Origin of the sequence: Cohaesibacter marisflavi (assembly GCF_963665895.2) — a bacterium.
In the GTDB taxonomy this organism is placed as follows: Bacteria; Pseudomonadota; Alphaproteobacteria; order Rhizobiales; family Cohaesibacteraceae; genus Cohaesibacter; species Cohaesibacter marisflavi.
This window is the reverse complement of record NZ_OY762533.1, coordinates 59,934-84,510: the sequence shown is the minus strand read 5'-3', so window position 1 is coordinate 84,510 and position 24,577 is coordinate 59,934. Positions and strand designations below refer to the sequence as shown.

General features: G+C 49.6%; 27 protein-coding genes. 21 read left to right on the top strand and 6 right to left on the bottom strand.

The features are described 5' to 3' along the window. Positions 1-76: 76 nt before the first annotated feature. Positions 77-1,342 carry a plasmid replication protein RepC gene (repC, locus tag ACKPCT_RS00430; RefSeq protein ID WP_319567018.1) on the top strand — a complete coding sequence of 422 codons (1,266 nt, stop codon included), beginning with the start codon at positions 77-79 and terminating at the stop codon, positions 1,340-1,342. Here the strand turns inward: repC and ACKPCT_RS00425 are convergent. Then, positions 1,310-1,939 carry a M48 family metalloprotease gene (locus ACKPCT_RS00425; protein ID WP_319567043.1) on the bottom strand — a complete coding sequence of 210 codons (630 nt, stop codon included), beginning with the start codon at positions 1,937-1,939 and terminating at the stop codon, positions 1,310-1,312. The genes repC and ACKPCT_RS00425 overlap by 33 nt on opposite strands. Further along, positions 1,851-2,252 carry a hypothetical protein gene (locus ACKPCT_RS00420; protein ID WP_319567051.1) on the bottom strand — a complete coding sequence of 134 codons (402 nt, stop codon included), beginning with the start codon at positions 2,250-2,252 and terminating at the stop codon, positions 1,851-1,853. Before ACKPCT_RS00420 ends, ACKPCT_RS00425 begins: the two co-directional genes overlap by 89 nt. A gap of 240 nt (positions 2,253-2,492) precedes the next feature. Here ACKPCT_RS00420 and ACKPCT_RS00415 point away from each other — a divergent pair, with 240 nt between their 5' ends. The 20 genes from ACKPCT_RS00415 (at position 2,493) to ACKPCT_RS00320 (ending at position 22,660) form a co-directional block, all read left to right on the top strand. Beyond that, entirely contained in the window at positions 2,493-2,813 is a 321-nt protein-coding gene (locus ACKPCT_RS00415) for a hypothetical protein (RefSeq protein WP_319567017.1), read from the top strand. A gap of 1,082 nt (positions 2,814-3,895) precedes the next feature. After that, on the top strand, positions 3,896-4,357 hold the full coding sequence (locus ACKPCT_RS00410; RefSeq protein WP_319567016.1) for a hypothetical protein: 462 nt from the start codon (positions 3,896-3,898) through the stop codon (positions 4,355-4,357). Continuing rightward, positions 4,357-5,118: a nucleotide-binding protein gene (locus ACKPCT_RS00405; RefSeq protein ID WP_319567015.1), complete on the top strand. Its 762-nt coding sequence runs from the start codon at positions 4,357-4,359 to the stop codon at positions 5,116-5,118. Before ACKPCT_RS00410 ends, ACKPCT_RS00405 begins: the two co-directional genes overlap by 1 nt. Beyond that, positions 5,115-5,573, top strand: coding sequence for a hypothetical protein (locus ACKPCT_RS00400; protein WP_319567014.1), 459 nt, complete (start codon positions 5,115-5,117; stop codon positions 5,571-5,573). The genes ACKPCT_RS00405 and ACKPCT_RS00400 overlap by 4 nt, the downstream gene beginning before the upstream one ends. Positions 5,574-5,582: 9 nt before the next feature. Further along, on the top strand, positions 5,583-5,894 hold the full coding sequence (locus ACKPCT_RS00395) for a TrbC/VirB2 family protein (RefSeq protein WP_319567013.1): 312 nt from the start codon (positions 5,583-5,585) through the stop codon (positions 5,892-5,894). A 12-nt stretch (positions 5,895-5,906) separates the two neighbouring features. After that, positions 5,907-6,215, top strand: a complete 309-nt coding sequence (locus ACKPCT_RS00390) for a hypothetical protein (protein ID WP_090075549.1) — start codon at positions 5,907-5,909, stop codon at positions 6,213-6,215. A 3-nt stretch (positions 6,216-6,218) separates the two neighbouring features. Next, entirely contained in the window at positions 6,219-8,567 is a 2,349-nt protein-coding gene (locus ACKPCT_RS00385) for a VirB4 family type IV secretion system protein (protein WP_319567012.1), read from the top strand. Further along, positions 8,549-9,367: a hypothetical protein gene (locus ACKPCT_RS00380; RefSeq protein ID WP_319567011.1), complete on the top strand. Its 819-nt coding sequence runs from the start codon at positions 8,549-8,551 to the stop codon at positions 9,365-9,367. Before ACKPCT_RS00385 ends, ACKPCT_RS00380 begins: the two co-directional genes overlap by 19 nt. 5 nt (positions 9,368-9,372) lie before the next feature. After that, positions 9,373-10,389 (top strand): type IV secretion system protein, encoded by a 1,017-nt coding sequence (locus ACKPCT_RS00375; protein WP_319567010.1) that lies wholly within the window; start codon positions 9,373-9,375, stop codon positions 10,387-10,389. Between the two features lie 19 nt (positions 10,390-10,408). Further along, positions 10,409-10,588, top strand: coding sequence for a hypothetical protein (locus tag ACKPCT_RS00370; protein ID WP_090075554.1), 180 nt, complete (start codon positions 10,409-10,411; stop codon positions 10,586-10,588). Positions 10,589-10,596: 8 nt separating this feature from the next. Then, on the top strand, positions 10,597-11,589 hold the full coding sequence (locus ACKPCT_RS00365; protein WP_319567009.1) for a VirB8/TrbF family protein: 993 nt from the start codon (positions 10,597-10,599) through the stop codon (positions 11,587-11,589). After that, a complete protein-coding gene (locus tag ACKPCT_RS00360) occupies positions 11,582-12,580 on the top strand; it encodes a TrbG/VirB9 family P-type conjugative transfer protein (protein WP_319567008.1) in 999 nt (332 codons plus the stop codon). The genes ACKPCT_RS00365 and ACKPCT_RS00360 overlap by 8 nt, the downstream gene beginning before the upstream one ends. A gap of 2 nt (positions 12,581-12,582) precedes the next feature. Then, the gene (locus ACKPCT_RS00355) at positions 12,583-13,680 is read left to right on the top strand and encodes a TrbI/VirB10 family protein (protein ID WP_319567007.1); all 1,098 of its coding nucleotides are present in this window, start codon (positions 12,583-12,585) and stop codon (positions 13,678-13,680) included. Between the two features lie 77 nt (positions 13,681-13,757). Continuing rightward, positions 13,758-16,565, top strand: a complete 2,808-nt coding sequence (locus tag ACKPCT_RS00350) for a hypothetical protein (protein ID WP_319567006.1) — start codon at positions 13,758-13,760, stop codon at positions 16,563-16,565. Positions 16,566-16,637: 72 nt separating this feature from the next. Then, positions 16,638-17,597 (top strand): CpaF/VirB11 family protein, encoded by a 960-nt coding sequence (locus ACKPCT_RS00345; protein WP_319567005.1) that lies wholly within the window; start codon positions 16,638-16,640, stop codon positions 17,595-17,597. Between the two features lie 9 nt (positions 17,598-17,606). Next, a complete protein-coding gene (locus tag ACKPCT_RS00340) occupies positions 17,607-19,397 on the top strand; it encodes a type IV secretory system conjugative DNA transfer family protein (RefSeq protein ID WP_319567004.1) in 1,791 nt (596 codons plus the stop codon). 33 nt (positions 19,398-19,430) lie between these two features. Next, complete coding sequence (locus ACKPCT_RS00335; protein WP_319567003.1) at positions 19,431-20,591, top strand: DUF5710 domain-containing protein; 1,161 nt, start codon at positions 19,431-19,433, stop codon at positions 20,589-20,591. After that, positions 20,588-20,932 (top strand): plasmid mobilization protein, encoded by a 345-nt coding sequence (locus ACKPCT_RS00330; RefSeq protein WP_090075649.1) that lies wholly within the window; start codon positions 20,588-20,590, stop codon positions 20,930-20,932. The genes ACKPCT_RS00335 and ACKPCT_RS00330 overlap by 4 nt, the downstream gene beginning before the upstream one ends. Continuing rightward, positions 20,929-21,993, top strand: a complete 1,065-nt coding sequence (gene traI, locus ACKPCT_RS00325; protein ID WP_319567002.1) for a TraI/MobA(P) family conjugative relaxase — start codon at positions 20,929-20,931, stop codon at positions 21,991-21,993. Before ACKPCT_RS00330 ends, traI begins: the two co-directional genes overlap by 4 nt. A 244-nt stretch (positions 21,994-22,237) precedes the next feature. Next, entirely contained in the window at positions 22,238-22,660 is a 423-nt protein-coding gene (locus ACKPCT_RS00320) for a hypothetical protein (RefSeq protein ID WP_319567001.1), read from the top strand. Positions 22,661-22,986: 326 nt separating this feature from the next. Here ACKPCT_RS00320 and ACKPCT_RS00315 read toward each other — a convergent pair whose 3' ends face one another. The 4 genes from ACKPCT_RS00315 to ACKPCT_RS00300 form a co-directional block, all read right to left on the bottom strand. Then, positions 22,987-23,256 carry a Txe/YoeB family addiction module toxin gene (locus ACKPCT_RS00315; protein ID WP_319567000.1) on the bottom strand — a complete coding sequence of 90 codons (270 nt, stop codon included), beginning with the start codon at positions 23,254-23,256 and terminating at the stop codon, positions 22,987-22,989. Beyond that, positions 23,253-23,504 carry a type II toxin-antitoxin system Phd/YefM family antitoxin gene (locus tag ACKPCT_RS00310; RefSeq protein ID WP_319566999.1) on the bottom strand — a complete coding sequence of 84 codons (252 nt, stop codon included), beginning with the start codon at positions 23,502-23,504 and terminating at the stop codon, positions 23,253-23,255. Before ACKPCT_RS00310 ends, ACKPCT_RS00315 begins: the two co-directional genes overlap by 4 nt. Positions 23,505-23,683: 179 nt before the next feature. Then, entirely contained in the window at positions 23,684-23,977 is a 294-nt protein-coding gene (locus ACKPCT_RS00305; RefSeq protein WP_407652407.1) for a type II toxin-antitoxin system RelE/ParE family toxin, read from the bottom strand. A gap of 21 nt (positions 23,978-23,998) precedes the next feature. Next, positions 23,999-24,241 (bottom strand): type II toxin-antitoxin system ParD family antitoxin, encoded by a 243-nt coding sequence (locus ACKPCT_RS00300; RefSeq protein ID WP_319566997.1) that lies wholly within the window; start codon positions 24,239-24,241, stop codon positions 23,999-24,001. Between the last annotated feature and the right edge of the window lie 336 nt (positions 24,242-24,577).

Genomic DNA, 24,577 nt, shown 5'->3' with positions numbered 1-24,577 from the left:
TCTTGACCAAAAACGGGATTTCTATGGCTTTTGTCTGGGATACAGGATCTCAAACCGCTGTTTGGCGGGAGGTACCATGTCACAGAAACACACCACAATTGCCAATTTCCGATCTCTCTCGGATGGCATTATCGCAAGCGCGATCCTTGCCCAGCAAGACAATCGCCCGATTATCGAAAAGCATGAGCTGTCTTTGACCCTCAAGCGCGTAGCGCCAGCTTTGGGCATCAAGGGGACGGCCTATCATATTCTTGATATCTTGCTTGGACTGGTTCATGCGGACGACTTTCAGGAAGGCAACACACCCATCGTTGCTATTTCCAATCAACGCTTGGCTGAATATACGCAGCATACGACCCGAACCGTGACGAGAGGGCTTAAGCAGCTCGTTGAAGCAGGTATCCTGGCTTACAAGGATAGCCCGACCGGTCGGCGCTTCATTGATCGCAATCGGGCAGGGCAGGTTATTCAGGCCTATGGCCTCGACTTCACCCCGGCCTGCTTCAACCTTGCTGCTTTCCGCAAGAAGGCGGATGCCTTCCAGAAAGCTTTGAATGCAGAGAGGGAAGCCAAGCGATCTGTGACGCGGTTGGCGCGTGCGATCCTTGATCTTTCCATGCAGGATGATGTGGATCTTGGCAAGCAGGTTGAGAGTGCTCAACGTGTCTTGGATGATACAGGAGCGAGTTGGCATGATTGTGCAGATGCTATGAAATCCATCTATCAGGAAGCCCTTGCCAAGCTTGGTTATGATGCAGAAAAGACAGAAGAAAATGCAAAAATGTCACCCGCGCATGACACTGGTGTCGTGACTATACCTAATACATCCTATTCCGATAATATTAGTAATAAGAAATTGCGGCCTTGCTCTAACGAGCAAGTCTCAAATTCTGAGAGCGGACAAGCCGCTCAATGGGCTTTGCAAGGAAAGCCTAGACGCGAGATCGAACAAAAGCAATTACCATTTTTCCAAGGCGAAGGGCCAGAGCAGGGCAAAATCGATTGCATGGATCAGGTATCCATCGGTTTGGTGCAGACCGCATGCAAAAAGGTGCAAACCGTGACCGGCTGCACCTTCGGATCATGGCAGGAACTGATGGGATCGGCGCAAATGCTAAAACTCACTATTGGCCTTAGTGACCGAGATTTTGGATGGGGTGTTGAACGACAAGGCAACCTGATGGCGCTCGTCTGTCTGGCCGTAATTGTCGAAAAGGCGCTCAGAGATCCGGAGCTGATCTCTCATCCGGCAGCCTATTTCAAGGCAATGATCGACCGCGCCGAGGAAGGAAACCTCAACCTGGTCCGATCACTCCACGGCTTGCGCATGGAGCCTGTCTGATGAAATCAGATGTCCGAATTCTTTCAAAATCCTGTCTCGGCGCAGCTCGGAGGGGGGATGTGAGCGTTGCATCGAAACGAGAACACCGCCACCTTCCCAGCGTTCGGTTTTTCCAAAATCGTCGAGAATATCTGCAAAGTGTTTCGGCCCAAGAAGGCGTGCTGCGAAGGCATCCGCTCGATACTCGACCATTTGCCGCGTGAAGTCTGAAAGAAATTGCGACAAGAAAAGTGGAATTTGCGCTACAGCAACAAACAAGAAGTTGATTTGGCTTAGAACTGGTATCCAGCTGAACAGCAAATTTAAAATGAAGATCGCAAGATGCAGAGGGTAGAACAGAAAATTCTGAATTGTCCCGAAAAAGGTATCTAAGTTTTTGTGGTGCCCCAACTCGTGAGCCGCGATCGCAGCTAGCATGTCAACCTGATTGGGAAATGCTGCGTACTTTCGAAGCATGTCGGTGGTAAACACTATACGGTTGCTTCCATATGCAAAGGCATTGGTGTCATCATCGTCCATCATACGATAGACCACTTGGAATATGCGTCTCTTTTTTTGCTTGGCGGCGACCGTAAGTTTTTCGTTGACCTGGGCAATGACAGCATTTTCGCGGACCGAAGGTTTGCGCACTCCAAAAACCTTGGTCTTGAATCCAGTTGCCAATTGGCGGAACAAGAAAAGCTAGCACAGCCGGGCCAAAAGAAATGGACAGCCAAAAAGCCCAAAAAATAGGGTCAGTTGCGATAGGGCCATCGTGATTCCAACTCTTGGGAATTTGATAAAAAAACTGCAGAAATAGCGGAACAAGAAATACCAACACCAATGATAGCGCCATTGTGGTTGCCGTCGCAAGCAAGAGCGAGACAATTCTCACCAGATTGGTGGCCACAGATGCAAGTATCTTACGCATAGTCTCTATTCTTTAGAGTGTGTTTGTCTTTTCACTATTTTAGCTTTAGCATCCTGTTAAGTCACGGTATTTATTGAGTTTTTCAGAAAAGATGCTTAAATTCTCCCTATCTTTTGTGAAGAAAAGGACATAATGAAAAAGGCAATTTTGGCGAGTTTGATTGCGGCTGCATTTTTGGTTAGTCCCGCGGCCGAAGCATCCAGTCGTCTGGCGGTACATATGACGTAGAAATCAATTCCTATGGCCAAAGTGAAGGCGAAGCGGATCTTTACGAGATCCACTCTCGGCTATTCGGTTACGAAAGAAACCAAAACGTCCTTGCTGTTTAGCAAATCCTTTTCCGAGAGCGACGGAAAAAACATCGTTGAATTGCGGAACCGCATAAAGGGCAATCCGGTCGCTCAGGTTGAACTGATGTTTTCAAAGCAGGGAAACCGAACCAAAGTGACCGGTGACACATGGTTCATTCTCAACCCGAAGGGTAAGAACAAGGATATTTACAATACCAATCACACGAAGACCTATAAGGACCTCAAACGGCTCCTGACTGAAATCAGGTGAGTGTATTGAGACAAGCTGTCGGTTGTCTGAAGGCTGAGGAGATGACCCTCGGCCTTTTTTTCGTTGGGGAAGATTCCGCACCGTCACTTCCTTTTCTCCTCGTCGTCTCGCCCACGACATCAAAAGGCTTGGCTGTGAAGGTGTCCATGACGCGAGTTGATCGGCACAACCGCCGCCATGGCTAAACACACTCTTCCTTCCCCGCATTGGGGCGCGCTCCCATGAGTCCTGCGACCCATTTGCAGAGCGCAAAGCGCTCTTCTCATCCCTTCCATCGGAGCGACAGGCCGGAAGCGGAGTGTGAGACGCGCTTTTGCGCTGGCTTCAGAGGGTGAAGTCTCTCATTTTTGAGGTTTTCTTATTGACTCGATTTGAAACCCGAGTGGTCGCAATCTAACAAAAGAAATCGCTGTTTATTGCAATTCTTCTCCGAATATCTCGAAGAATCTGACAAAATCTCGTGGAAATCTCGGATAATCGCAATAGTTCAATTTGTTTCGCATTCTATCGCAATTTATTGCAGTTTGTTCTTTTTATGTTCCGAATTGCAACCAACGGAATCGCAATCTGTCGTAATTCATCGCAATCTATCGCAACAAATCGCAATAGGTGGGACGGCAGGATAGGCATGACGGTACCGTTCGTCATGCAAGAGAATTCTTATTCGCGTTTCACGCTCAACGATTGGTTGAATTTCCCATCACACAGTGAAGACAAATTTACTCAACATTAGTGATGATTTTTGAAATTGTGGAAAAGGAATGGGAGAGGAGTCAACCTCCCGTATACAGGGAGTCACCTTGACACTATGGTGTGTTTTGTAAGTCGCTAGCGGTTCGAGTGGTCTCACTTCCACATAAGACCACCCGAACCTAGCGAACATTAAAGTACCAGTTTAACATTCGCATTGGAGAACCAACTTACCCAAAGTCTGGCAATTGGTCGCTGACTTTCGCGCTTCGCGCTTTGTGCATTGAAGTCTACTAATGGCTGAATCGCTTTGTTATTGAAGCGACCAATTCGCCAATTCCACAAAAATTACCACAAATAGTAAGGGCGCGCCTTTTGGCGCGAACAATACCATGCCGTCTGAACGGACCTCAGTCCGTCAGCCCTATGGTCAATCTCGCATTGAGGTTGATGCTGTGCTGACGGAAACGCTACAACTTTGCCTTGTGAAGCCAAATTTAAAGGAAGTTTGGTTGGACCTCAATAACCGAGGGCGTGTTTCCAGCTCATATTCTTCCTTTATGCGCAGCCTCAAAAGTGCAGTGAGCTATCGAGATTTCTCGCACCTGCGCTCTATGGCTCGCACCAATTCTCACGAACATGATGGGTCTGGTCGGGGCAATGCCGGAGGGAATGTCCCGACGACAGAAAATCTCGCTTCGGTTTCACAAAACACATCCCAAAATTCTGAAGCTGCGACCCTGCCAACATATTCAAAAACAGTCGATCAATCAAGGTCAGCGGCTGAACGCTTCCGAAATTCCAAAGATAACCCTTTCCGAAAAATTGATCGCAAAAAGAGGTTTGAATTCTAATGGAAAAAACCTTCCATCTTGTATTGCAAGCAAAGGGCGGGATCGGCAAAAGCCTGACTGCTTCCATCATCGCCCAGTACTACTCCCATAGAGCTGTTTCGGTAACAGCAGTTGATTGTGATCCCAGTACACCCACTTTTTCGACAATCCCCGGGCTGAAAGCTATTCCCCTTCAGATTATGGAGGAAGATGACATCAACCCTCGCTGTTTTGATCAGATGATCGAGACAATTGTTGAAGCAGAGGCTGGTGAACAGATCATCTGCGATATTGGCACGAGTGCTTATGTGCCCTTCACATCATACCTCATTCAGAATGTGGCCCTTCCGTTTCTGCAGGACAGTGGAACGCGCGTTTTGATCCATTCTCCCATTTGTGGTGGCCCTGCGTTTCAGAGCACGCTCGACGGTCTAGGAGAGCTGATTTCACAGTTTGAAACGGCTCAATTTGTCATCTGGGAAAACGAATTTTTCGGGCCTGTTGGTCGGGAAGGGAAGAGCTTTAGCGAAAGTAAATTCTTCCAGACCTACAAAGACAGGATTTTCGAGCTGCTTTTGCATCCTCGCGTTCAACAAGCAACCTTTGGCGCTGACATAAGAGCGATGATGGAGCAAAGTCTCACTTTTGAAGCTGCGATCCAGTCTCCAGACTTCAAGATCATGAGCCGCCAAAGATTGAGACAGATCTGGAAGTCGCATGTGACTCAACTGGACCAATCCAGGCTTTCTGCTGCGCTTGTTGCCGAAGAGGCCGCAGAATGAGCGGGATCGATCACTCTTCAGATCAACTGGATCTGGAGTGGGATACTCTCAAGAATGAAGATGCCAGAGAAGCCATTATGCGACATTCCGGCGTCATTCTGTCTGAAGATGATCCCATAATGGCGCTTGTGCCCTTGCTCAATGCCTTTTCAGACACGCTTAAAGCCAATCTTTCAAAGGCCATGGATCTCTTTGGAGAGCGCAGCAAATCTGGCGTGCGTGAAGTTGTCGCCACCGTCGATGACCAGCTGAATGAAGCGGTCAGATCGGTCTCCGAGATCAACAATGCGGTGACACAAGAGAATATCGCTACTCATCTTCAGGCCGTCGCTCATTTCACCGAACAACTAACGCTTGTCAAACGGTCCATGCAGCGCATGACCCGTTGGAACGGCTTCTTTTCCTCCATCAACATTCTGGCGGTTATCGCCATCTTTGTGATCCTCAAACAATAGGAAATTACAATGTCGCGCATTTATATTCGAAAATCCAAAACTCGTCTGCCTTTGGCCCTTGCCGGTATGGCCCTTGGTAGTTCCAGCGCCTTGGCTGGCTCTGACTGGGCCTCTCCTGCCACGTCTCTGGCAGAATCCCTTCAGAGCGGCACCGTGAGCATTGCGACTGCAATTATCGGCTTCGGGCTGATCCTTTACGGCATCTATATCATAATTTCAGGGCACTTCGATATTCGGCGGGTACTGACCTATGTGCTCGGCGGCGCTTTGATCATGGTTGGTCCTAGTATTCTGACGGCCCTCTTGTCGGCAACGTCATAAGGGAGCAGCACGATGAAAGCACAAAGCAGCGTTGCTACCTATGTGCAAGAGCCGATGAAAATCCTCGGTATGTCACCTTTTCACTTTTCCGTTGTCGTCATTGGGGTGGTTCTCCTTTCCATGCTTGGCGGAGTAGCGGGCGGTCAATCTGTTGCCTTTGTGCTTTTCATCGTGACGATGCCGCTCGGGATTGCGTGGGCCGTTTATATGCGCCGCAAAGATCCTCACTCCGACACTCTTTTCCTTCTGCCCAATACTTTTCTGAGAGGCAAACCAAGCCGCCATTTGGTTGCTGGTGAAAAGAAGAATTTGGAGAAATAACCAATGCTAACCCAAGCATTATTCATGACAACAACAGCTCTTTTTGCTGGTGCGCTCTTTCATCCTAAAACATCGCGCTATTTGCTCGGTGACATTGATGAGGATTGGCTGGCTAACGAGCTGGAATTTGATCAAATCCTTGCCGACAATCAGACACTTCAATTGAAGGATGGGCAGTATGTCCGCATCTTTACCTTGTCCGGAGTGGCCTATGAGACGCGTTCTCTGGCTGAGCAGGATATTCTTGCAAAAACCCGATCAACTGCATTCCATCAATTTCTGAAGCCCAACACAACGCTGCGTATCTTTGGCGTGAAGCGCTCCCGAGATGTTAGCTTTGATGCAGAATGGCCGACTATCACGCTCAAGGAAATCGGAGAGAAAGAGCAGAGCATTTATCAAAATGCTTTTGAGCAAATCTGGTGCCTTGTCCTTACCTGCCCAACTATGAGCGAGTTGGACAAAACGACCAGAGGATTTTCTTCATCCTTCGAAAGCTATGGCCTACGACCTGTTTTCGCCGCATCAAAGCTTGATGACCCCTGTGAACTGAGTAGCTTTGTCAATTATTTGATATGCGGCCAGTTCATGCCCTTCCTACCGCGTATTTCCCAAAATATGAGCGCCAATATTCCGGCTTGTGATCTGGATATATCGTCGGATGGTTTGATCAAGACCACCGTTCCTGCTTCATATCTCAACAAAATCATAGCGGTTCGTACATGGCCAGAAACCATGAATGGACTTCTAATTTCTCAAATTCTTGCGCTGCCTGCCGAGCTAGAGATTTGTCATATTGTGAAGCCGCTGGACACTACACAGCAGGTTGCGCTTTTCACGCGGACTGTCCAAGAGCAAAAGCACAATTTCTTCGGGACTGGAACTCAGCTTGCGGAGTTTGAAGGAGCGCTTGAGGACTTGCTCAATGATGAGCATCATCTCATGGAAACGCAGTTTCAAATTGCTGTCAGATCAAAGTGCGAAGCGAGGCTTGATGAGGTGATCGACAAGATCACCGCAATTCTCGACAAAGCGCGTGTCCTATATTCCATCGAGACAAAAGGGGCGTGCGTGGCTTGGTTCAATCGCATGCCAGGTCGAGAGAAGCTTCTGCGCCCATTGCGCCTTTTTGATAGCAACATAGCAACGCTATGGCCGTTCCAGTTCTCCCCTATTGGTATGTGGAAGTCACCTTTTGGGGATCGTCCCATCCGATTGTTCAAGACGCCAACCGGCGCCAACTACGCCTTCCAGTTTCACGTATCGGACAAACCGCAGAGCCCCGGCAATTACCTTGTCTTTGCTCCGACTGGTTCAGGTAAGTCCACCCTTATCATGCATCTGCTTGGAGGCCTGTCGAAATTTCCAAAAGTTCGGAACTATGTGTTCGACTCCAAGGACGGTGCGCGTTTCATGGTCGAAGCCATGGGCGGTGTCTATCAGGGCTATGACGAGCTGGCGCTCAATCCTCTGGATACGGACCTGTCGGACAAGACCGCCAAGCTTAGAGCGCTTCAGATTATGCGCTTGCTCGCGGGCAACGAATATACGGAGAATATGGAGGCGTTGCTTAGCAATGCCATTGATATGTCCGAATATCTGGAAGTTGGCGAACGGACACTCAACAACATTTTTACCGCTTCCTTCCCTCGTTTATCGACCGAACACAGGCTTTTTGAAAAGTGGGTCTCTCTTGAAGAGAAAGAGGGGCAATATGCCCATGTCTTCAATGCGCCTCGGGATCAGATTTCCGGTTTTCTGGAAAAGTCATTCCTTGCAGGGATCAATATGAACGAGGCGTTGGAAGATCCTCTGTTGGGCCCTCCGGTCATCGCCCACATTGCCAACGCGATTTCTCAAGCCGCTCGTAAAACTGATGGTGGCTTTTCCATCTTCATCGATGAAGCCACAAATCTTCTGCGTAACGATGGCTTCCGCAAGCTCGCGCTTGAGATGTATCGCGAATACAGAAAGCTTGATGGGCTTGTTGGGTTGGCCTTTCAGGAACCGGGAGCCTTGCTTTCGGTAGAAGGAGCTTCGGGCATTATTGAGAATGCCCAGACCATGTTCTTCTTTCCCAACTCCAACGTCGATACCAAAAATCTCGAACCGCTTAATCTGTCCTCTGAACAGATCGCATTCATCAAGGGGCAGGGGGATATGCGTGGTGGCCGACAGGTCATGATTGTCAAGCGGTTCGAAGCCAGCTCTTTCAATGAGAGCACCATCATCGACATTGACCTTACGCCTTTTGGAGACGCAATCCGTTTCTACCGCTCCGGTCCAGCCCCAATTCGCGAACTCAACGAAATCAAACAAAAATGGGGGGATCAATGGCTATCCCATATCTAAGATCACATTTGCTTGCAGCATCACTTCTCGTTGCTCTGGTGGGCGCTCCATCTCCATCAAGGGCTGCGATGCTGGTTGTCGACACGAGCAATCTAGCGGAGGCCCAAAAATCCGTTGCAGCGCTCAAGAGCCAGCTTGAAACCGCTAAAAACCAGCTCAACACGTTAAAAGAGAGTCTGGAGGTGGCAACCGATCAGCTCAAGAAGCTTCAGGAAGTCAAGAAGGTTGCCGATGACACCTTCTCTGCCATTGGTGAAATGGGAAATATTTCGATCCCATCCATCAACTTCGAGAGCTTGGCGAACTCGATTGCGAGTGCAAAAAGCTGTCTCGTTCCTGATTACGAAACCCTGATGCCCTCAGTCGATTTTGAGAGCATGTCTTTCAGCTCAATCTGTGATCGCAGTTCGGCTTATAGCTCCGGGCTGATCACAAAGAGGGAGAGCCTTCAGACCGGGTCATGGGCTGAAAAGAAGGAAGTGCTCAAGGGCATCCAGACGAACCGGGTCAACACCATCACGGATGCGTCTGTCAAAGGTTTGGCGCAGGCCGATCAGGCCATTGAGACAGCCGACGAGACGTTGGAAACCGCTCAGGACTATAAGAAAGCGGGCGAGACAGCCTCAGACATGAATGCGCGGCTTCAGGTGCTGATTGAAGTCAATGTGGCGCGCTTGGTTGCACAAAGCCATATGAACCAGCTTATGGCTCAAATGCTCAAGGTTCAGGCCGCTGCGACCATCAATGAACAAGTCCCTGTAGAGAACGATCTGGCCGAAGAGACCGATGCAGAGGGGTAAGAATAATGGATTGCACCACCTGCACAGTTTTTGAGGCCTTCGTCGATAACTCGTCCGGCTTTGTTGATCAGATGGTTTCCAACGTGGAAGGGCCCCTTACCGGTCTTGTTATAGCCATTGCAACTGTCTGGATCGTCTGGGTTGGCATTCAGGTTGTCTTAGGCTCGCTTGATGTCCCTCATGCGGTGAAACAAGTTGTCTTTATGGTTCTCGGCTTTGGGGCCTTTCTGGGCGTTGAAAGTATCGTCTCGGCAGTCTTTGATACGACCATTTCCGTCCTTGGCGGTTTGTCTGCTTCCATTACAGGCTATAGCGGCGCGGGAACCAATGGGATCTCGTCTCTGCTGATGGCAATTGAATCCCAGATTACCAAAGTCATCACGATCGTTTCCATATTTATTGGAGAGCCTAGTTGGGCAGGATCGATATCATATGTGATGAGGGCGATATATGGATTTTTCCTTTTAGTTCCGTATGGTCTTCTGCTCATCCTCTTTCTTGCCCAAACGGCAACCTGCCTGTTTCGGATAACGCTGATTTGCGGCCTTGCCCCCTTTATTGTTGCTCTATCCGGCTTCCCTTTTGGGTCGGGACTTTATGCTCAGGCTATCCGCACGCTCATCAGTGCGATTGCAACCATGCTAGCCGTAACACTGGTCTTTTCCATCGTTACGAAATGCTTCGACGTTCTCAATATTGGAGGCGATGCCTCCCTCTCTCCTGATGACTTTGCAACACTAACCTCTGGTCCGTTTCTGCTTGCTCTCATAATGGGTTGGCTTGGTTGCGCACTGATGTCCGAAGCCATTTCGATTTCAGGATCTATCGCTGGTGCGATGCTTGGTTCGGTTGGAGCAAGCACTCTTGCAGGCAGGGCTCTTGGGGCTGGAGCTGCCGCAGGTGGCGTTGGAATGGGTGTCACGAAATATGCTGGCAGCAAAGCGCTAGACGGAGCCAAAACTGGCTACAAAAAATACAAAAATCGCAAAAGGCCGGGCGAAATATCCACCCCTACAGAATGAAATTCGAAAGGTAAATCAGATGATTAAAGTAGTCCTGAGTGCGCTTATTTTTGCCTCATCCATCACCATGACAGGCTGTTCCACATTCTCGAAAACGGAAATGCCTATCAAACCGGATGGCGTCGATGAAATGCGCAAATCTCCATGTGCTTGCACTGAGATCCAGTATCAGGCTCCCCGTTTTGAATGGGTGGGTTGAGGTTCCTTATGCGATTTCTAACTCGACTATTCAGAAAGCTGCGCAAGCCCCCTGATCAGGTTGTGCGCATCGAGCCAGTTGAGCGCGTAGAGCCGGAGGCTGTTTCCTCATTATTGATGCTTACGGTCGCCAATGACGAAAAGCAGGTGGGAGGAGACGTGGGGACGAGCGCGTATGAGCAGCAGGAAGACCCTGCTGTCTACTACGGCTCGAAACTGCCATTTCATAAAAGAATGCTCTCTTTTGGCAAGACGCAAACCACCAGAAAGCCGAAGTCTGACGACAGGGCGGCAAGCAAGGAAAAAAGAGCAGCACGACAAGCTGAGGAAGGGATCGGCAACCACAGAGCCGTGCTTGATGCAGATCCGTTTGCCTTCAAAACGGCAGCGCGTCGGAACGCCTTTTTCTTGCGTTTTTTCGTCGTCTATTCGACAGCCGCGACCTTGGCGATCATTGTTCTTGTTAGCACAATAAGTGAGCTTTTCCCGCTTAAAACAACCGAGTTTGCTTTGTTGCGGGTGGACCCCAATGATGATCGGATCTACTCGGTCGAGCCGGTTTCTATAAAAGTTCCCGGCTATGAGCTGATGGTCGAGAAAATTGCTCGCCGCTATGTTCGCGATATTCTGGCGATTGATGATGTTACCCAGAATGAGCGCTTCAATCGCGTTCGTCGCTATAGCGACAGCGACTTCTTCAACGGCTATCTCAAAGCGAACAAAGATCTTATCTCCCGCGCTCTTGCGGATGGTTTGAACCGATCAATCACAGTGGTCGGCGCAAACAAGATCGTTCGGTATGACGACATCTACCAGTTTGTCGTTGAATTCATCCAGACAGACAAGATCGGGCGAGACAAGCCAAAGAAGCGCCATTTGCGCGCCTATCTCGAACTAGAGCCTCGCCAGCAAGACGTTCAGGAAGTCGATAAATTCGAAAATCCCCTCGGTATCCGCGTCCTCAATATGGCAGTCAAAGAGGAACCTACAAAAAATGAATAAGTCCATATTCGCATCAATTCTGGCCGCTGCGGTTCTAGTGAGTGCACCAATCGCCCATGCTCAGACCGCGATTGTGCGGCAGCCCCCTAATCGCTCTGTTGCCGATAATACCAAAAGCCGGATCGATGGGGCCAATCAGGCGGCCGCGCAGGCCGCATTGGGGCTGGATGCAATTGCTGAGGAGCAAGCTCGCTTGCAAGCCTCTGGTGACTTCGGTGTTATGCAACGCAATGTTTCCATCGGCGGGCAGATCCAGTCTGCATGGTCATATAAAACCAAAGGGCAGGGCGTTCATATCGAAGCGCTTTGCGATACGTGCGTCTATAAGGTCCGTTTGCGTGAGTACATGACCACGGCCATCGTTTTGCCAGAGCGAATGGAGATTGAAAGCGTTGATCTAGGGGATACCAACAGGTTTGACGCCAAGCGCCGTACCAAGAATATTCTGGTCGTGAAACCTCTTGGATCTGGGGTTGATAGCTCCATGCAGGTCTATACAAAAGAAGGTCAGGTTCTTTCCTTCTATCTTCGCTCTGAATCGGTGCGGTCCAGGCACGCTCCGGACCTTACCTTCAAGATTGAGGACCGGATTGATGCAAGTGGATTGGAGGTCATCAACTTTGTTGATGGTGCCAATGGTACTGCCAGCCCCTCTGTGCAAGGTCAGATGGCCGCAACTGGAGCGAAAGACTTCCTTAAAACAGCGACTTTCGACCCTTCCGAAATTCGTGGTTTCGATAGCTACAAATTGTGGGGTGACAAGAGCCTGAAGCCCGAGCAGGTCTATCGCGATGACAATTTCACTTACATTCAGTATGGCGACAAATGGAATGATATCGAGCTTCCAACGGCTTATGTGGTGGTCGATGACATTGACGAACTGGTCAACACACGCGTTATCGGTACGACATTTGTCGTTGAGTCAACCCATCGGTTGATCACGCTCAAGAGCGGTCAGTCCTACATGTGCATCCAGTATTTGGGAGACTGATCATGGGATTGTGCACTGTGTTCCTGGCTCTCAATATGTCATTGGGGGGGCTATGCCACCAACCCCCTTCAATCCCGCGTGGTGTTGGGGAAAGTGATCCTCAGGTTTTCGACTATGAAAAACCAACGCCTCCGCCGCCCCCTCCCAAGCCACGCGTCATAACAATGCCGCCTGTTGTTATCAATAAGCAGGTCGAGGTTCCGGTTGAGAAGGAAGTGGTCAAGGAGAAAAAGGTCACTGAATATGTGACGCAGTATCTTCAACCCGAAGTGAAAGAGGAACCCGGCCCTACGTCTTTGCAGATTGCCTTGCAACAAGAAATGCTTGAGCGCCGTGCTGCCCAACAAAGGCTTGTTGCGGTGGATCTTGATGGAGAATTGACCAGTAGGCAGGCTCCAGAAGGGCGCTACAATGCGAACCTTCCGAATTTTCCGCCGCCTGATGGCATTGACAAAGAGAATAGTAAATACAGCGCTCAGCGCAGTTATTCCACCACTGCGGTAGACAATACCCGTATTCTGGCCGCTGACCGTGTCATCACCGGCATTCTTGAGAATGGCGTGAACTCGCAGCTTTCAGACAATGGATCTGTGATCGTGCAAGTCTCTCGTGATGTTTACGGGGCTCACGGACGAACCAAACTGGTTCCCAAGGGCTCACGCATGATCTGTCACTATGATGAAGTCGATAAGGTCGGGCAGACGCGTGTCGGCTTTACATGTAATCGTATTCTTCTGGCTGAGAGCCGCGCTGAAATCTTCCAGCTCTCCTCTCATATTGGTGATAGCCAAGGCTATGGTGGTCTCTCGGGCGAGGTCGATAATCGCTTCTGGGAGAAATATGGCAGCGCCATCCTGACGACCGCGCTTGGGTCGGCAGTCGAAGCCGGCGTTATGGCTGCATCTTCAGCTGATCAGTCAGATTCCAATATCATCGGTAATGGAGCATCCGGAGTTTCCGAGAATGTGGGGCAGATTACCGCCGCCATTCTTGAAGACACAGTTGATCTTACCCCGATCATCCGAATTGCACAGGGAACCCGCGTGCAAATCCGACCAGAGAAAGACTGGTATCTGGCCGATCCGGTCAAATCAAACTAAGGAGCAAATCTATGAGATTGCGAAAGCAATTGAGCTTGGGATTTGTGTTAGCAGCTTTGCTTACACCAAATCTCGCTATGGCTCAATCGTCACCCGATAGTGGTGCGCAGGCAGCAACGACAGATCCCGCTTTGGCAACAGCGAGTCCAACCGACGCCGAAGCGGTTATCAAGGAAAACCTGTTTACCGTTGTGCCCACGCTGGAAACAGCAATGACGGAAGAAGGGTCTCCCGTCAATCTTTCCTTCTCCGGATCTCCCAATACGGAGACACCAGTTGATCTAAGCGGGATCTCTGCGAAGGGGTTTACGCGAACCGTGACAGTTGATGGCGAGAAGATCGCCCAGGTTATTGTTACCAATCTATCCAACGAGGATGACGCGTCAGTCGCTCTTTCGGCCGATAAATTCACCAGTCAGTTCAATATTGACTCTGACATGTTGGAGCCAACAATGGCCATATCTGTCAACGGGAATGAAGAGGAGTTTGTCACTGCTGTCAAATCCCTCCAGAAAACCCCACCTGAAGAAGAGGAAGAGCCCGAAGAAAAGGGCACGGAGAACGGAACTGATCGAGGCGCTTCCACAAGCGGTGGAGGGAGTGCAAATGATATCGCCGGTTCTTACCAGACCCCTGAGAGGATCGAGCCGGAAGAAGAAGAGCCTGAAGATACTGTTGAAGTTCGTGTGACGACTGTCGGCTGTCCGGTTGTCATTGACGAGACCCAAGGGCTTGTTCGTGTGCAATCCAAGAGCCAGACCTTCACCAATGGAACGATGACCTCGGAAGATGCCTGCACCGATAACGGTACGACCTATACCATCCAGAAGTCCTATACGACTTGTAGCGATGTGGTTGATCTGGATGGTAAAACCGCTAATCCTCAATATCTGTCCTACTATATTGACGCTGAGGCGACCCGCAAGGAGATCTCCGACTGTCAGCCAGATATCGAGAAAACCTATAAAATCTCCGAGATTGAGAATGGCTGTTCTGTGTCGGTTGATATCGACAATATGAAGGTTAGCCGGAATACGTCTCTTGTTTATACAAATGGCAATAACACCCAGATCAAGGTGCAGGATTGTTCACCATCGGAGACATTGGAGCCTTACAAGCTTGTTGCTGATAGCTACAGCTGCACGATGAAGCATGACTTTTCAAAGGGCGTTTCATCGGAAATGGTGATGTATGCTTATGAAAGTGAGGATGGCAATTACTATCAAGTGACGCCTTGCACGGAAACCGGCAATAAATATCAGCATTCCAAGGTTTTCTATGAAGGGGGTATTCGCCTTTGTCCGGTTCTCGTCGATAAGGCCGCAGGGACCGCTACCGAGCAGTATCGCACACAGATCATGGTCGATGGAAAGCCGCAATATATCAGCGCCTGTGTGCCTGATGCCGCAAATTCCACCACCACGATCGAAGAGACGACCAACGGCTGTGACGATCCGGGTAACTGGACCCATGATTTGAGTGCCGGTGTCTCATACGGTCAATCCCGTTTTTACTATGATACCAAGCTTGGCCGCGAATATGTCACTGGCTGCATGAGCAATAGCACGACCTATCCGCACGATGTGACCGTTACCGGCTGGAAGAACAATGATGACGAGCTTTATGCTCAGCAGCTTGTTTCAATTTCCATCAATGTGAATGGAACCGAATATCCGATCGCTTCCAACTATTTGATGGATGGGACCGCCCAGATTTCCTATGCCTATAACGGGTTTGAGGATACCGAAGACCCCAAGCAGGCATATTATGAAACCTGCAATCTTTTCTATCCAAGCGATCGAAGTGACGTTTACACCCGCCCTGATGGCACCAAATATTCAGTTCCTGTTGGTGATGGAGCTGCCAAAGATCAGGGTGATAAGTGCGCTCGGATGTTTGATGGTTGGAAGAATAATGATGAGGAGCTTTATGCTCAAAAGCTTATCTCAATCACTCTGAATGTCGACGGGGTCGAAAAGCAGATTGCGTCTGCCTATCTGGCGGATGGAGCTGAAAAAATCCCATACACCCATGATGGTATCGAGGAAGTGGAAGATTCTTCACGGGCCTACTATGATGTCTGCAATCTTCTTTATCCGAGCAATAAAAGTGACATCTACACCCGACCTGACGGCACCGTATATGCAATTCCTATCGGTGATGGAGCAGTCGTAGACAAGGGCGATAAGTGTGTTCGGATGTTTGATGGTTGGAAGAACAATGACGAGGAGCTTTATGCTCAAAAGCTTATCTCAATCACTCTGAATGTCGACGGGGTCGAAAAGCAGATTGAGTCTGCCTATCTGGCGGATGGAGCTGAAAAGATCCCATACACCCATGATGGTATCGAGGAAGTGGAAGATTCTTCACGGGCCTACTATGACCGCTGCAATCTTCTTTATCCGAGCAATAAAAGTGACATCTACACCCGACCTGACGGTTCCGAATATGCAATTCCTATCGGTGATGGAGCAGTCGTAGACAAGGGTGACAAATGTGTACGAACGGTCGAGACTGCTGAAGTCTACGTTAAGGACGTAATCACGTCTCAGAAAGTGCGTACCGATACCCCTCTAAGAGGTGTTCATGTGGTGGACTCTACGGGACAGGATATTGCTATTGGTACCTCAGCGGTCATTGAGACTAATCTGCCGACCCGGATCTCTTCTACTGGTTCGCCACATTGCCCTCCGGTTCGATACAATACCACCTATGTCGATATGACTGTAACCCTTGAGCATTACAAGGCGGTTCTGACGAGGCGTCGTATTCAATATCCTGATGGCACTTCAGACTACACCAGCGAAGAGCGTGGCAGGCCATATGTCGCTGATGTTGATCATAGGCAGACACAAGGTGTTTGTCGCCCCAATCGGAATGATTGACCTCTTAGCTAGTACGGCGCGTTCATGCGCCGTACCTTTCTTCTGACAATTGACTATTTTTGGGGGGCACCTATGTCCGATCTGCTGCTTCAACGGCTGCTCAAACCCCTTTCCCGCCACTATGACAATCCCGAAGTGGTTGAGTTGCGATCAAAGAAAGTTGGCGAAATCATCCTTGAAATGAGAAGTGAGGGTGAACGTTATAAACGGGTGGCCGAGCCCGAGCTAACCCGAAAGCGGATTATCGAAATCTGCATGGGCTTGGCGCACATCTCCGGAATTGAGTATAATCCCGATACTGCGCCCAAACTCTCGGCACGTCTTCCCGGAAATCATCGTTTCGAATGTCTGATTGGCAACTCTGTTGCCTCCGACATGTCCTTGGCTATTCGCTTGAAACACCCTTACGATGTGTCTCTGGAAATGATGGGCCTTGATAGTCACCACATTGCCTATCTCGCGAATGCCCTTAGAAACCAATGGAACATAGCGATATCCGGATCAACAAATACCGGTAAGACGACGCTGCTGAACAAGTTCCTGTCTTTTCTGCCTGATGACCGGCGCGTGGTCAGCGCTGAAGATACCCTGGAGCTGGAAACTGACCGCTTTTACAACGGTGTTTCCCTGATTGCTGCGCGTGATAAGGCCGCCGGAGCTGGTTTCATGGACTGGCAACAGCTCTTTGACCATCAAATGCGTATCTCGCCGGACAATCTCATCTTCGGGGAAATATCAACCCAGAATGCATTTGCTGCTTTGAACGTGCTCAACACGGGCGCGCGCGGCTGGCTCTGTACGGTTCACGCCGAAAGCGCCGCTCTGGTGCCTTCAAGGTTTCAGGAGAACATCAATGCATCCGGACAGATCCTTCCTGATGCTGCTGGCTTCATGTCCCGATTGATTGATCTGGTGGTCCATATTCGCCGCACCAATGATGGCCGTCGCTTTGTCTCTGAAATCTACGAGATGAAGAATGACCACTATATTCTGCGACGCTTGACGCCTGATGGCGAAAACCTTGCAGCGTGAGGAGATATCATGGGTCCGATCATTCGTGTCATTGGTTTTGTCCTCCTTGTCGTCACCATCATTGGAAGCTGGCGCTATTCCTTTGGCTTTGACTTTGCCAATCCTCAGTGGTGGTTATGGCTGCTTGACCAGTTCAAGCATCCTCTAGTGAAAGTGCCGAACGAAATTCTCTATCCGGTTTATTATGGACTGGGGGTATTTGCTGTCGTGATGGGCATATCTGCATGGGCAGACAGACGCGCCAGCTCGTCTCTTATTAGCAGTGATCGCAATACCAAGGATCTGCATGGGTCCGCGAAATGGGCGACGGCAAAAGATGTCAAACGTTCCGGCCTGATGTCCGATCAGGGTGTTGTTGTCGGAGGATGGCCCAAGCGAGGATCGGTCAGGGCGCTTCGCCATGACGGTCCGGAACATGTTTTCTGCTTTGCACCGACCCGATCTGGTAAAGGTGTGGGGCTTGTCATCCCAACCCTTCTTTCATGGCCGGAATCCGCTCTTGTTCTTGATATCAAGGGAGAAAACTATGCCTTGTCTGCGGGATGGCGGGCCGCGCAAGGCCAGAGGGTCTTTCGGTTTGATCCGGCTGCTGTTTCAGGATCAGCCAAATACAACCCTCTTGAAGAAGTGCGCATTGGCACCGACTACGAGATTGCCGACTGCCAGAATATCGCAATCATGATCATTGACCCTGATGGAGCCGGGCTTAAGGACTTCTGGCAGGAAGAGGGTTATGCATGGCTTTCAACCGCAATTCTCCATGTTTTGTATCGCATCAAGATCCAGGAAAGGCGCTCCGCCACACTGGCCGATGTCCGTCAGTTCATGTCTATCGGTGATGATGAGAGTATTGGACAGACGGTTGGTGAATTGGCCGCAAAGCCATCAAATGCTGAAGAGGATGATAGCTTCGACCGGTTGTTGCGCGATATGGAAGCCTTTGATCATGAAGGGCGCAAGATCGTCAATGATGAGGTCCGCATTGGTGCCGCACGGATGCGCAAGCGCTCATCGAACGAACGCTCTGGCGTTCACTCAACCGGAACGTCCCAGCTCGCCCTTTATTCCGATCCCATTGTCTCGAACAATATCTCAGCCTCGGATTTCAGGATTGCGGATCTGATGAATGCGGAGAAACCAACGACCCTCTACATCGTCATTCCGCCCTCGGATATTGCCCGGCTGCGCCCGTTGGTGCGGATTTTGCTCAACCAGTTTCTAACCCGCCTCACATCGCACATGGCTTTTGAAGAGGGACGATCTATCAAGCATTACAAGCACCGGATGCTCTTGATGCTTGATGAGTTCACCTCTGTTGGCAAGTTGGAGATCTTTGAGAAATCTATTGCCTTCATGGGCGGTTATGGCCTTAAGGCCTTCATTATCGTGCAGGATTTGACCCAGTTGCAAAAGGCCTATGGTCGGGAGCAATCCATCGTGTCGAACTGCCATGTTCGCATTGCCTATGCTCCGAATACCTTGGAAACCGCACGGCTTCTATCCGACATGGCAGGAAAGACGACCATTATCCAGAAACGCACGTCAGCCAGTTGGCGTACCGACAAACTGGGAGCCTCCCATTCGGAAAGCCTTGCTGAGATTTCCCGCCCATTGCTGACACCGGATGAATGTATGGCGCTGCCAGGTCTACAGAAGAAGGCAAATGGCTCCATTTCGAAAGCCGGCGATATGCTGATTTTCCAAGCTGGCTATTCACCGATCTATGGTCGTCAGCTTCTGTATTTTCAAGACAAGGATCTACTTGCGCGAGCCCAAATGGTTCCTCCCAAAGCCGCGTAGACCTTGCCTTTTTCAATTTGAAAGATTTTCGAAATGCCAGACGAACGAACTTACCTTGCAGTTCCCTATGCCGAGCGAAAAGCAGCTGATAAAGCAGGGGCAATCTTCGATAATTCTAGGAAGCTTTGGTATGCCCCTTCAGAAAAGCTATCTGATGCCTTGCAACAATGGTTGCCGAACAATACGCGCAGCACGCAGGATCTACGCGCTCAGTTTGCCAGCTTTTTGCGCAGTCATGATGTTGACCTTAGAGGTGAACCAGAGATGGATGGCTCGTGGCACCGTGTAACCATCAATGGCGAGCGAAAAAGCAATGCCTCCTATCGCGGCTTTGATGATGGCGGTGTTCCCAATGGGCAATTAAAGCTCTTCAAGGGAGATGAAACCCTGCAATGGCGTGGGGAGGCCGTTGAAATGAGCCGGGAGCAGCGCGAAGCTGTCATGGCTCAGGCCGAGCATAATCGGGAAAAGAAAGCAGAAGATCTCGCGAAAGAGCGGGATGCTGCTGCAAAAACCGCCTTTGGGATCTGGAAGAATGCCCCCCACTGGGCAACTCAGAAGAGGTGCGACTATCTCAAGCGCAAAGGCGTTGACGGATATGGTGTCAAAGCACTTGACGATGGCCGCTTGCTTATTCCGCTTCGTGACACAAACGGGCGTCTGCATAACGTTCAGTTCGTTGGGAAAGACAAGTTCTTCCTTGAGAACGGTCGCAAGGAAGGGCTGTTCCATGTGATTGATCCCAAGCGTCAGCTTGAAAGTGACGTTGCCAAAGCGTTGTTCATTGCGGAAGGCTATGCAACGGCGGCCTCGGTTCACAAAGCAACCGACCTTCCTACGCTTGTCGCCTTTGATGGTGGCAATCTGGTCAAGGTCGCCAAGGAAATTCGGGAAAAATATCCCGATCTTCAGATCTGTATAGCAGCTGATAATGACCACCAGTTACCACTGCGAGGCCTTCCCAATGTTGGCCTCGAAAAGGGTCGGGAAGCGGCAAAGGCGGTCAATGGTAAGTTGATCGCTCCTCCATTGACCAGCAAAGAAAAGGCCAAAGGCCTTACTGACTGGAACGACATTCATGCAGAGCGGGGCCTTAAAGGACTGGAAGAGGCGCTGCGGCAGGTTTTTTTGTCTCTCTCTCGAAACCGGAGCCAAGATAAGAATCTAGGGCGAAGTCGGGAGATTGCTCGATGAGAAACTTGCCCGAGAAGGAGCCGCGAAAATTCATAAAGGTCTTTGCTACCCGAGACGAGAAAGAAAAGATTGCAGCCTTGGCGAAAAAAGCCAATGTTTCGCAATCCAAGCTACTCCTAACTGTTTTCATGAGGGGCAGGCTACCGGATACGTCGGCTAAAGAGCTAACTCGAGAATTGGTGAAGCTGCGGGCCGATTTAGCGCGGTTGGGCAATTTACAGCTCAAGGGAATGAATGAGATCCAGAACGGCCTTCTTGTTGCCGAAATGCAGGAAATTTTCAAAGAGACCCGCCAACTTACAGAACAGATAGAACGCAAGATACGGTTGGTTGGAAAATGATTGCAAAACGGACGGCCCTGAAAAATACTCGTGGCGCTAGCAGACTCATTCGCTATATCGCCGATGCAAAAGAGAAGGGCGAAAAGCTCGAAAGCTTTTGGATGTCAAATTGTGATGCAGGCACAGAGCTTAAGGATATTGAATTTGCGACTTATGAAATTGTTGCCACTCAGGGCATGAACCATACCAGCAAGTCAGATCCAAACTATCATCTTGTCGTCTCTTTCGCTGAAGGAGAAAAACCAAGCATTGATGTTCTCAAGGATATCGAGAAGGAATTTGCCGATGCTCTCGGGTTCTCCGACCATCAGCGGGTAGTTGGTACGCACAAGAATACCGACAATTTCCATATGCATATCATGTTCAACAAAGTGCATCCGGAAACCTTCAAAATGCATACCCCTTATCGCGATTTTAAAATCTTGCAGGAAACCTGCATCATTCTAGAGAAGAGATATGGTCTCAGGCTGGAAAAGGGCCGTGAAGAAAAGAAAGAGCGGACCAACACTAAAGCGCAGGATATGGAAGGCTTCACATGGGAGAAATCCTTCTCCTCCTTTCTCAGGGAGAATAAGGAACTTCTCAAGACCATGCGCGATGCGTCTTCTTCCTGGGCAGAGTTCCACGAAAAGCTCGACATACTTGGTGTGGTTATCAAGACGCGCGGCAATGGCCTAGTTTTTGTCGATCAAGGAACAGGTGTACATGACAAGGCAAGCAATGTGGATCGGTCCTTCTCGAAAGCGGAACTTGAAAAGCGCTTTGGCCCTTATGTCGCCATCGACAATAACCGGATCGGCCTGAACACCGATAAGGATCGAACCTACAAAAGGGAACCACTCGATCCATCCCTGAAAAAGCATCGTGTTTGGAAGAGATTCAGGAAACAGAAAAAGCATCGTCGCTGGAGGAAGTTTCTGGAATCCTTTGCAGGGGAAAATGCCGAGGTCCGCGAGGCGCTAGCCATTCAGGAAGCCTATCTTTCTATCTTCTTTGGTGGCAAGGCGCCGAAGACTAAAGAACGGGTTCAACGCCCGAAAGGCAAGGGGCGCTCGCGTTAGCATAGAAGAGATTTATAGCTTTTGGCTTTCGTTTCTAGTCTAACTTTGATTTCTAAAATACAAAGATATCAGGGCTGCAGGGCAAATCTGTTCGATCAAACGCCTGCAATGCAGATAAAGGTGTATTGTCTGATAAATCTACTATAAATGGTATTTTTGCCAATATCTGCGATAAAGCTGATGCGGTAATCGATTTATGATTAGTAGATGTTGTTATTGTCTGGTTATGGTTGAGATGCGATAAATGAATACCTTGACCGATCTCGTCGCCCAAACGATTTGTCGTGTGCATCAAGCAGAAGCCTTGAGTGCTGATTTTCGAGGCACAATAGATGCCTCGTCTCAGGAATGGCAGCATGCAGCCGAGGCTGCAGTACTATGCGTATTGTCAAATATTGGTACCTTGCTTCCCCCACTCGATTGGAAAGAATCCCTCAACGCAAATGAGCGCCATTTCGCTGACACCATATTTGGTCGCTATGAAGTTCTTAAATGGAATGAAAGCAGCTGGGGGATGGTCGCTCCAAATGAGCAAATCAACGATCAGGCATCGGATAAGCAGTCCGCCATGGATCTTGCATTTGACAACTATGTTGAGCGGATCAGATTGCTGTTTCTGCAAAAACGATCGCATCTCAATCATGAAACTGTAAAGCGATTAGCTTGAGGCTCGCTCTGAACCGATCCGAGCTAATGCGGGTCTTCAGATCTTTTATTTTGCCTTTTGTGCGAACTGCAGTGTTGAAAATGTGTCAGCGACCAGGGGACGGGTTTGCTAATCTTTGAGACATTCGCTTTAGAACCGAAACATCACGGATACTGAATGTGTGTCTCGTAAAGTGGGCTCGAACCCGACACGAGCCGGGCATTGTCATAAAAACGCGCTCATCCAGGCTGGTGAACGGCAATCGCGGCCCATCGGTCGCAAGCCAAGCATGGACCGTAAGGCCGTTCGCTCAACGGTCTACAATGTACTGGCTGATTGAGACGGGATCAGTAGTGATAACGCAGCTGAGCAATTTCCAAGCTCTGCGCGTCACCTTTCCCACTCACACGATAAACAAACCGATGCTCATCGGTGATGCGGCGCGACCACCAACCACTCAGATCTCCTTTGAGGGGTTCAGGTTTGCCAATTCCCTTGAAGGGCTGTCGCATCGTGTTCTTGAGTAGCTCATGGATCCGCTCCAGGCCCTTTTCATTGCCGGCAGACTGCCACCAAAGATAATCTTCCCAAGCGTGTTCTGAAAAGAGGAGCTTCAAAGGTCAATCTCGCGCTCAACGCCCTTGCCTGCATCCAATTGTGCGATGGATGCCTGTAGACGGCGTGCGTTCTCTGGGCTCTTTTGCAGATGAAGTGTCTCCTGGATCGCATTGTATTCCTCAAGGGAAATCATGACGACCGCTTCTCTTTTTTTGCGGGTTACAACAACTTCAACGCGATCATGGATCACTCGATCCATTACGTCCTTCAGAGAAGCGCGTGCATCTGTATAAGTCAGAACATCCATGATGTGTCTCCATAGCTGATTGCAATCATATGCACAGAATTCTGTACAGGTCAAGCGGCGAGGCATATTTGCCGTACGCAATCTAGCAAATGATAGAAGCTTTCGCTCGGCGCGCCGTTACAATAGTCAATGAAGGCGGACAGTTACCACTTTCTGCAGGAGTGAGATTTTTTCAGCTTTTAATCATTTTTGACGATAAGCACTGGAGAATAGATAACGAACAATTCTTCAAAATCACGGGAATTGTGCAGTACCCGCAAAATGGCGGTGTCTTCCTGCCATTCCATATAGAAAATTATATGAGAAGCATGAGAGTGGCTTCGAATGCCATCACCAAGCTCATGTCGCAACCTGCCCAATAGAGGAGTGGTGACGAGAAGATCAAAAGTGCCATACAGACTGAGAACATAGTCTCGGCCTTTCTGTTCTCCCCATGTTTCTTCGGTAAATAAATGTCCTGGATGTCTTCTCAACGGTAAGGAAAAATCCTGACACTATGCCTGCTTTCTTTGCTTCGCTTTTGCGATCACCTCTTCCGCACTAGGGCGGCTAATACGTCCAGCTTTCACAGACTGCATACCAAGCTGAACGTCACGGCGTAAAGTTTCCAGCTTCAGATGATGTTCTTCATGCAAGCGCAAAGCATCCCTGACCACTTCACTCGCATTATTGTAGAGGCTATTTGAAATCTGCCCGGCGACATAATCTTCAAGTTTCTTTCCTAGAGAAAAGTTCATTTTTCACTCCTCCTGAGTTTGAAACCAGATGTGGGGCGAATAACAACAAATTTCAACTATTTTCATTCTCGCAAAGAGACACAGCCTTACATGTGGTTGGTGTGAATGCCGACTTAGCTAATCCGAAAAGAGCGGGAAGTGTGAATTCGCTGCACGTGCGAAGGATCCTCGACCTTGAGGCGTAAAGCGGACTTTTCGCCATCGCGGCTACCTTTCCGGACACTATGGTGCAGTGAGAACGGCGGTGCAAAATTAGACCACGGTAGCGCCGTCGTGTTGGCGGTGCGGGCGGCGTAAAAGTCGTCCATTCTGCCTTTCTTGTTTTTGCAGGGAGGG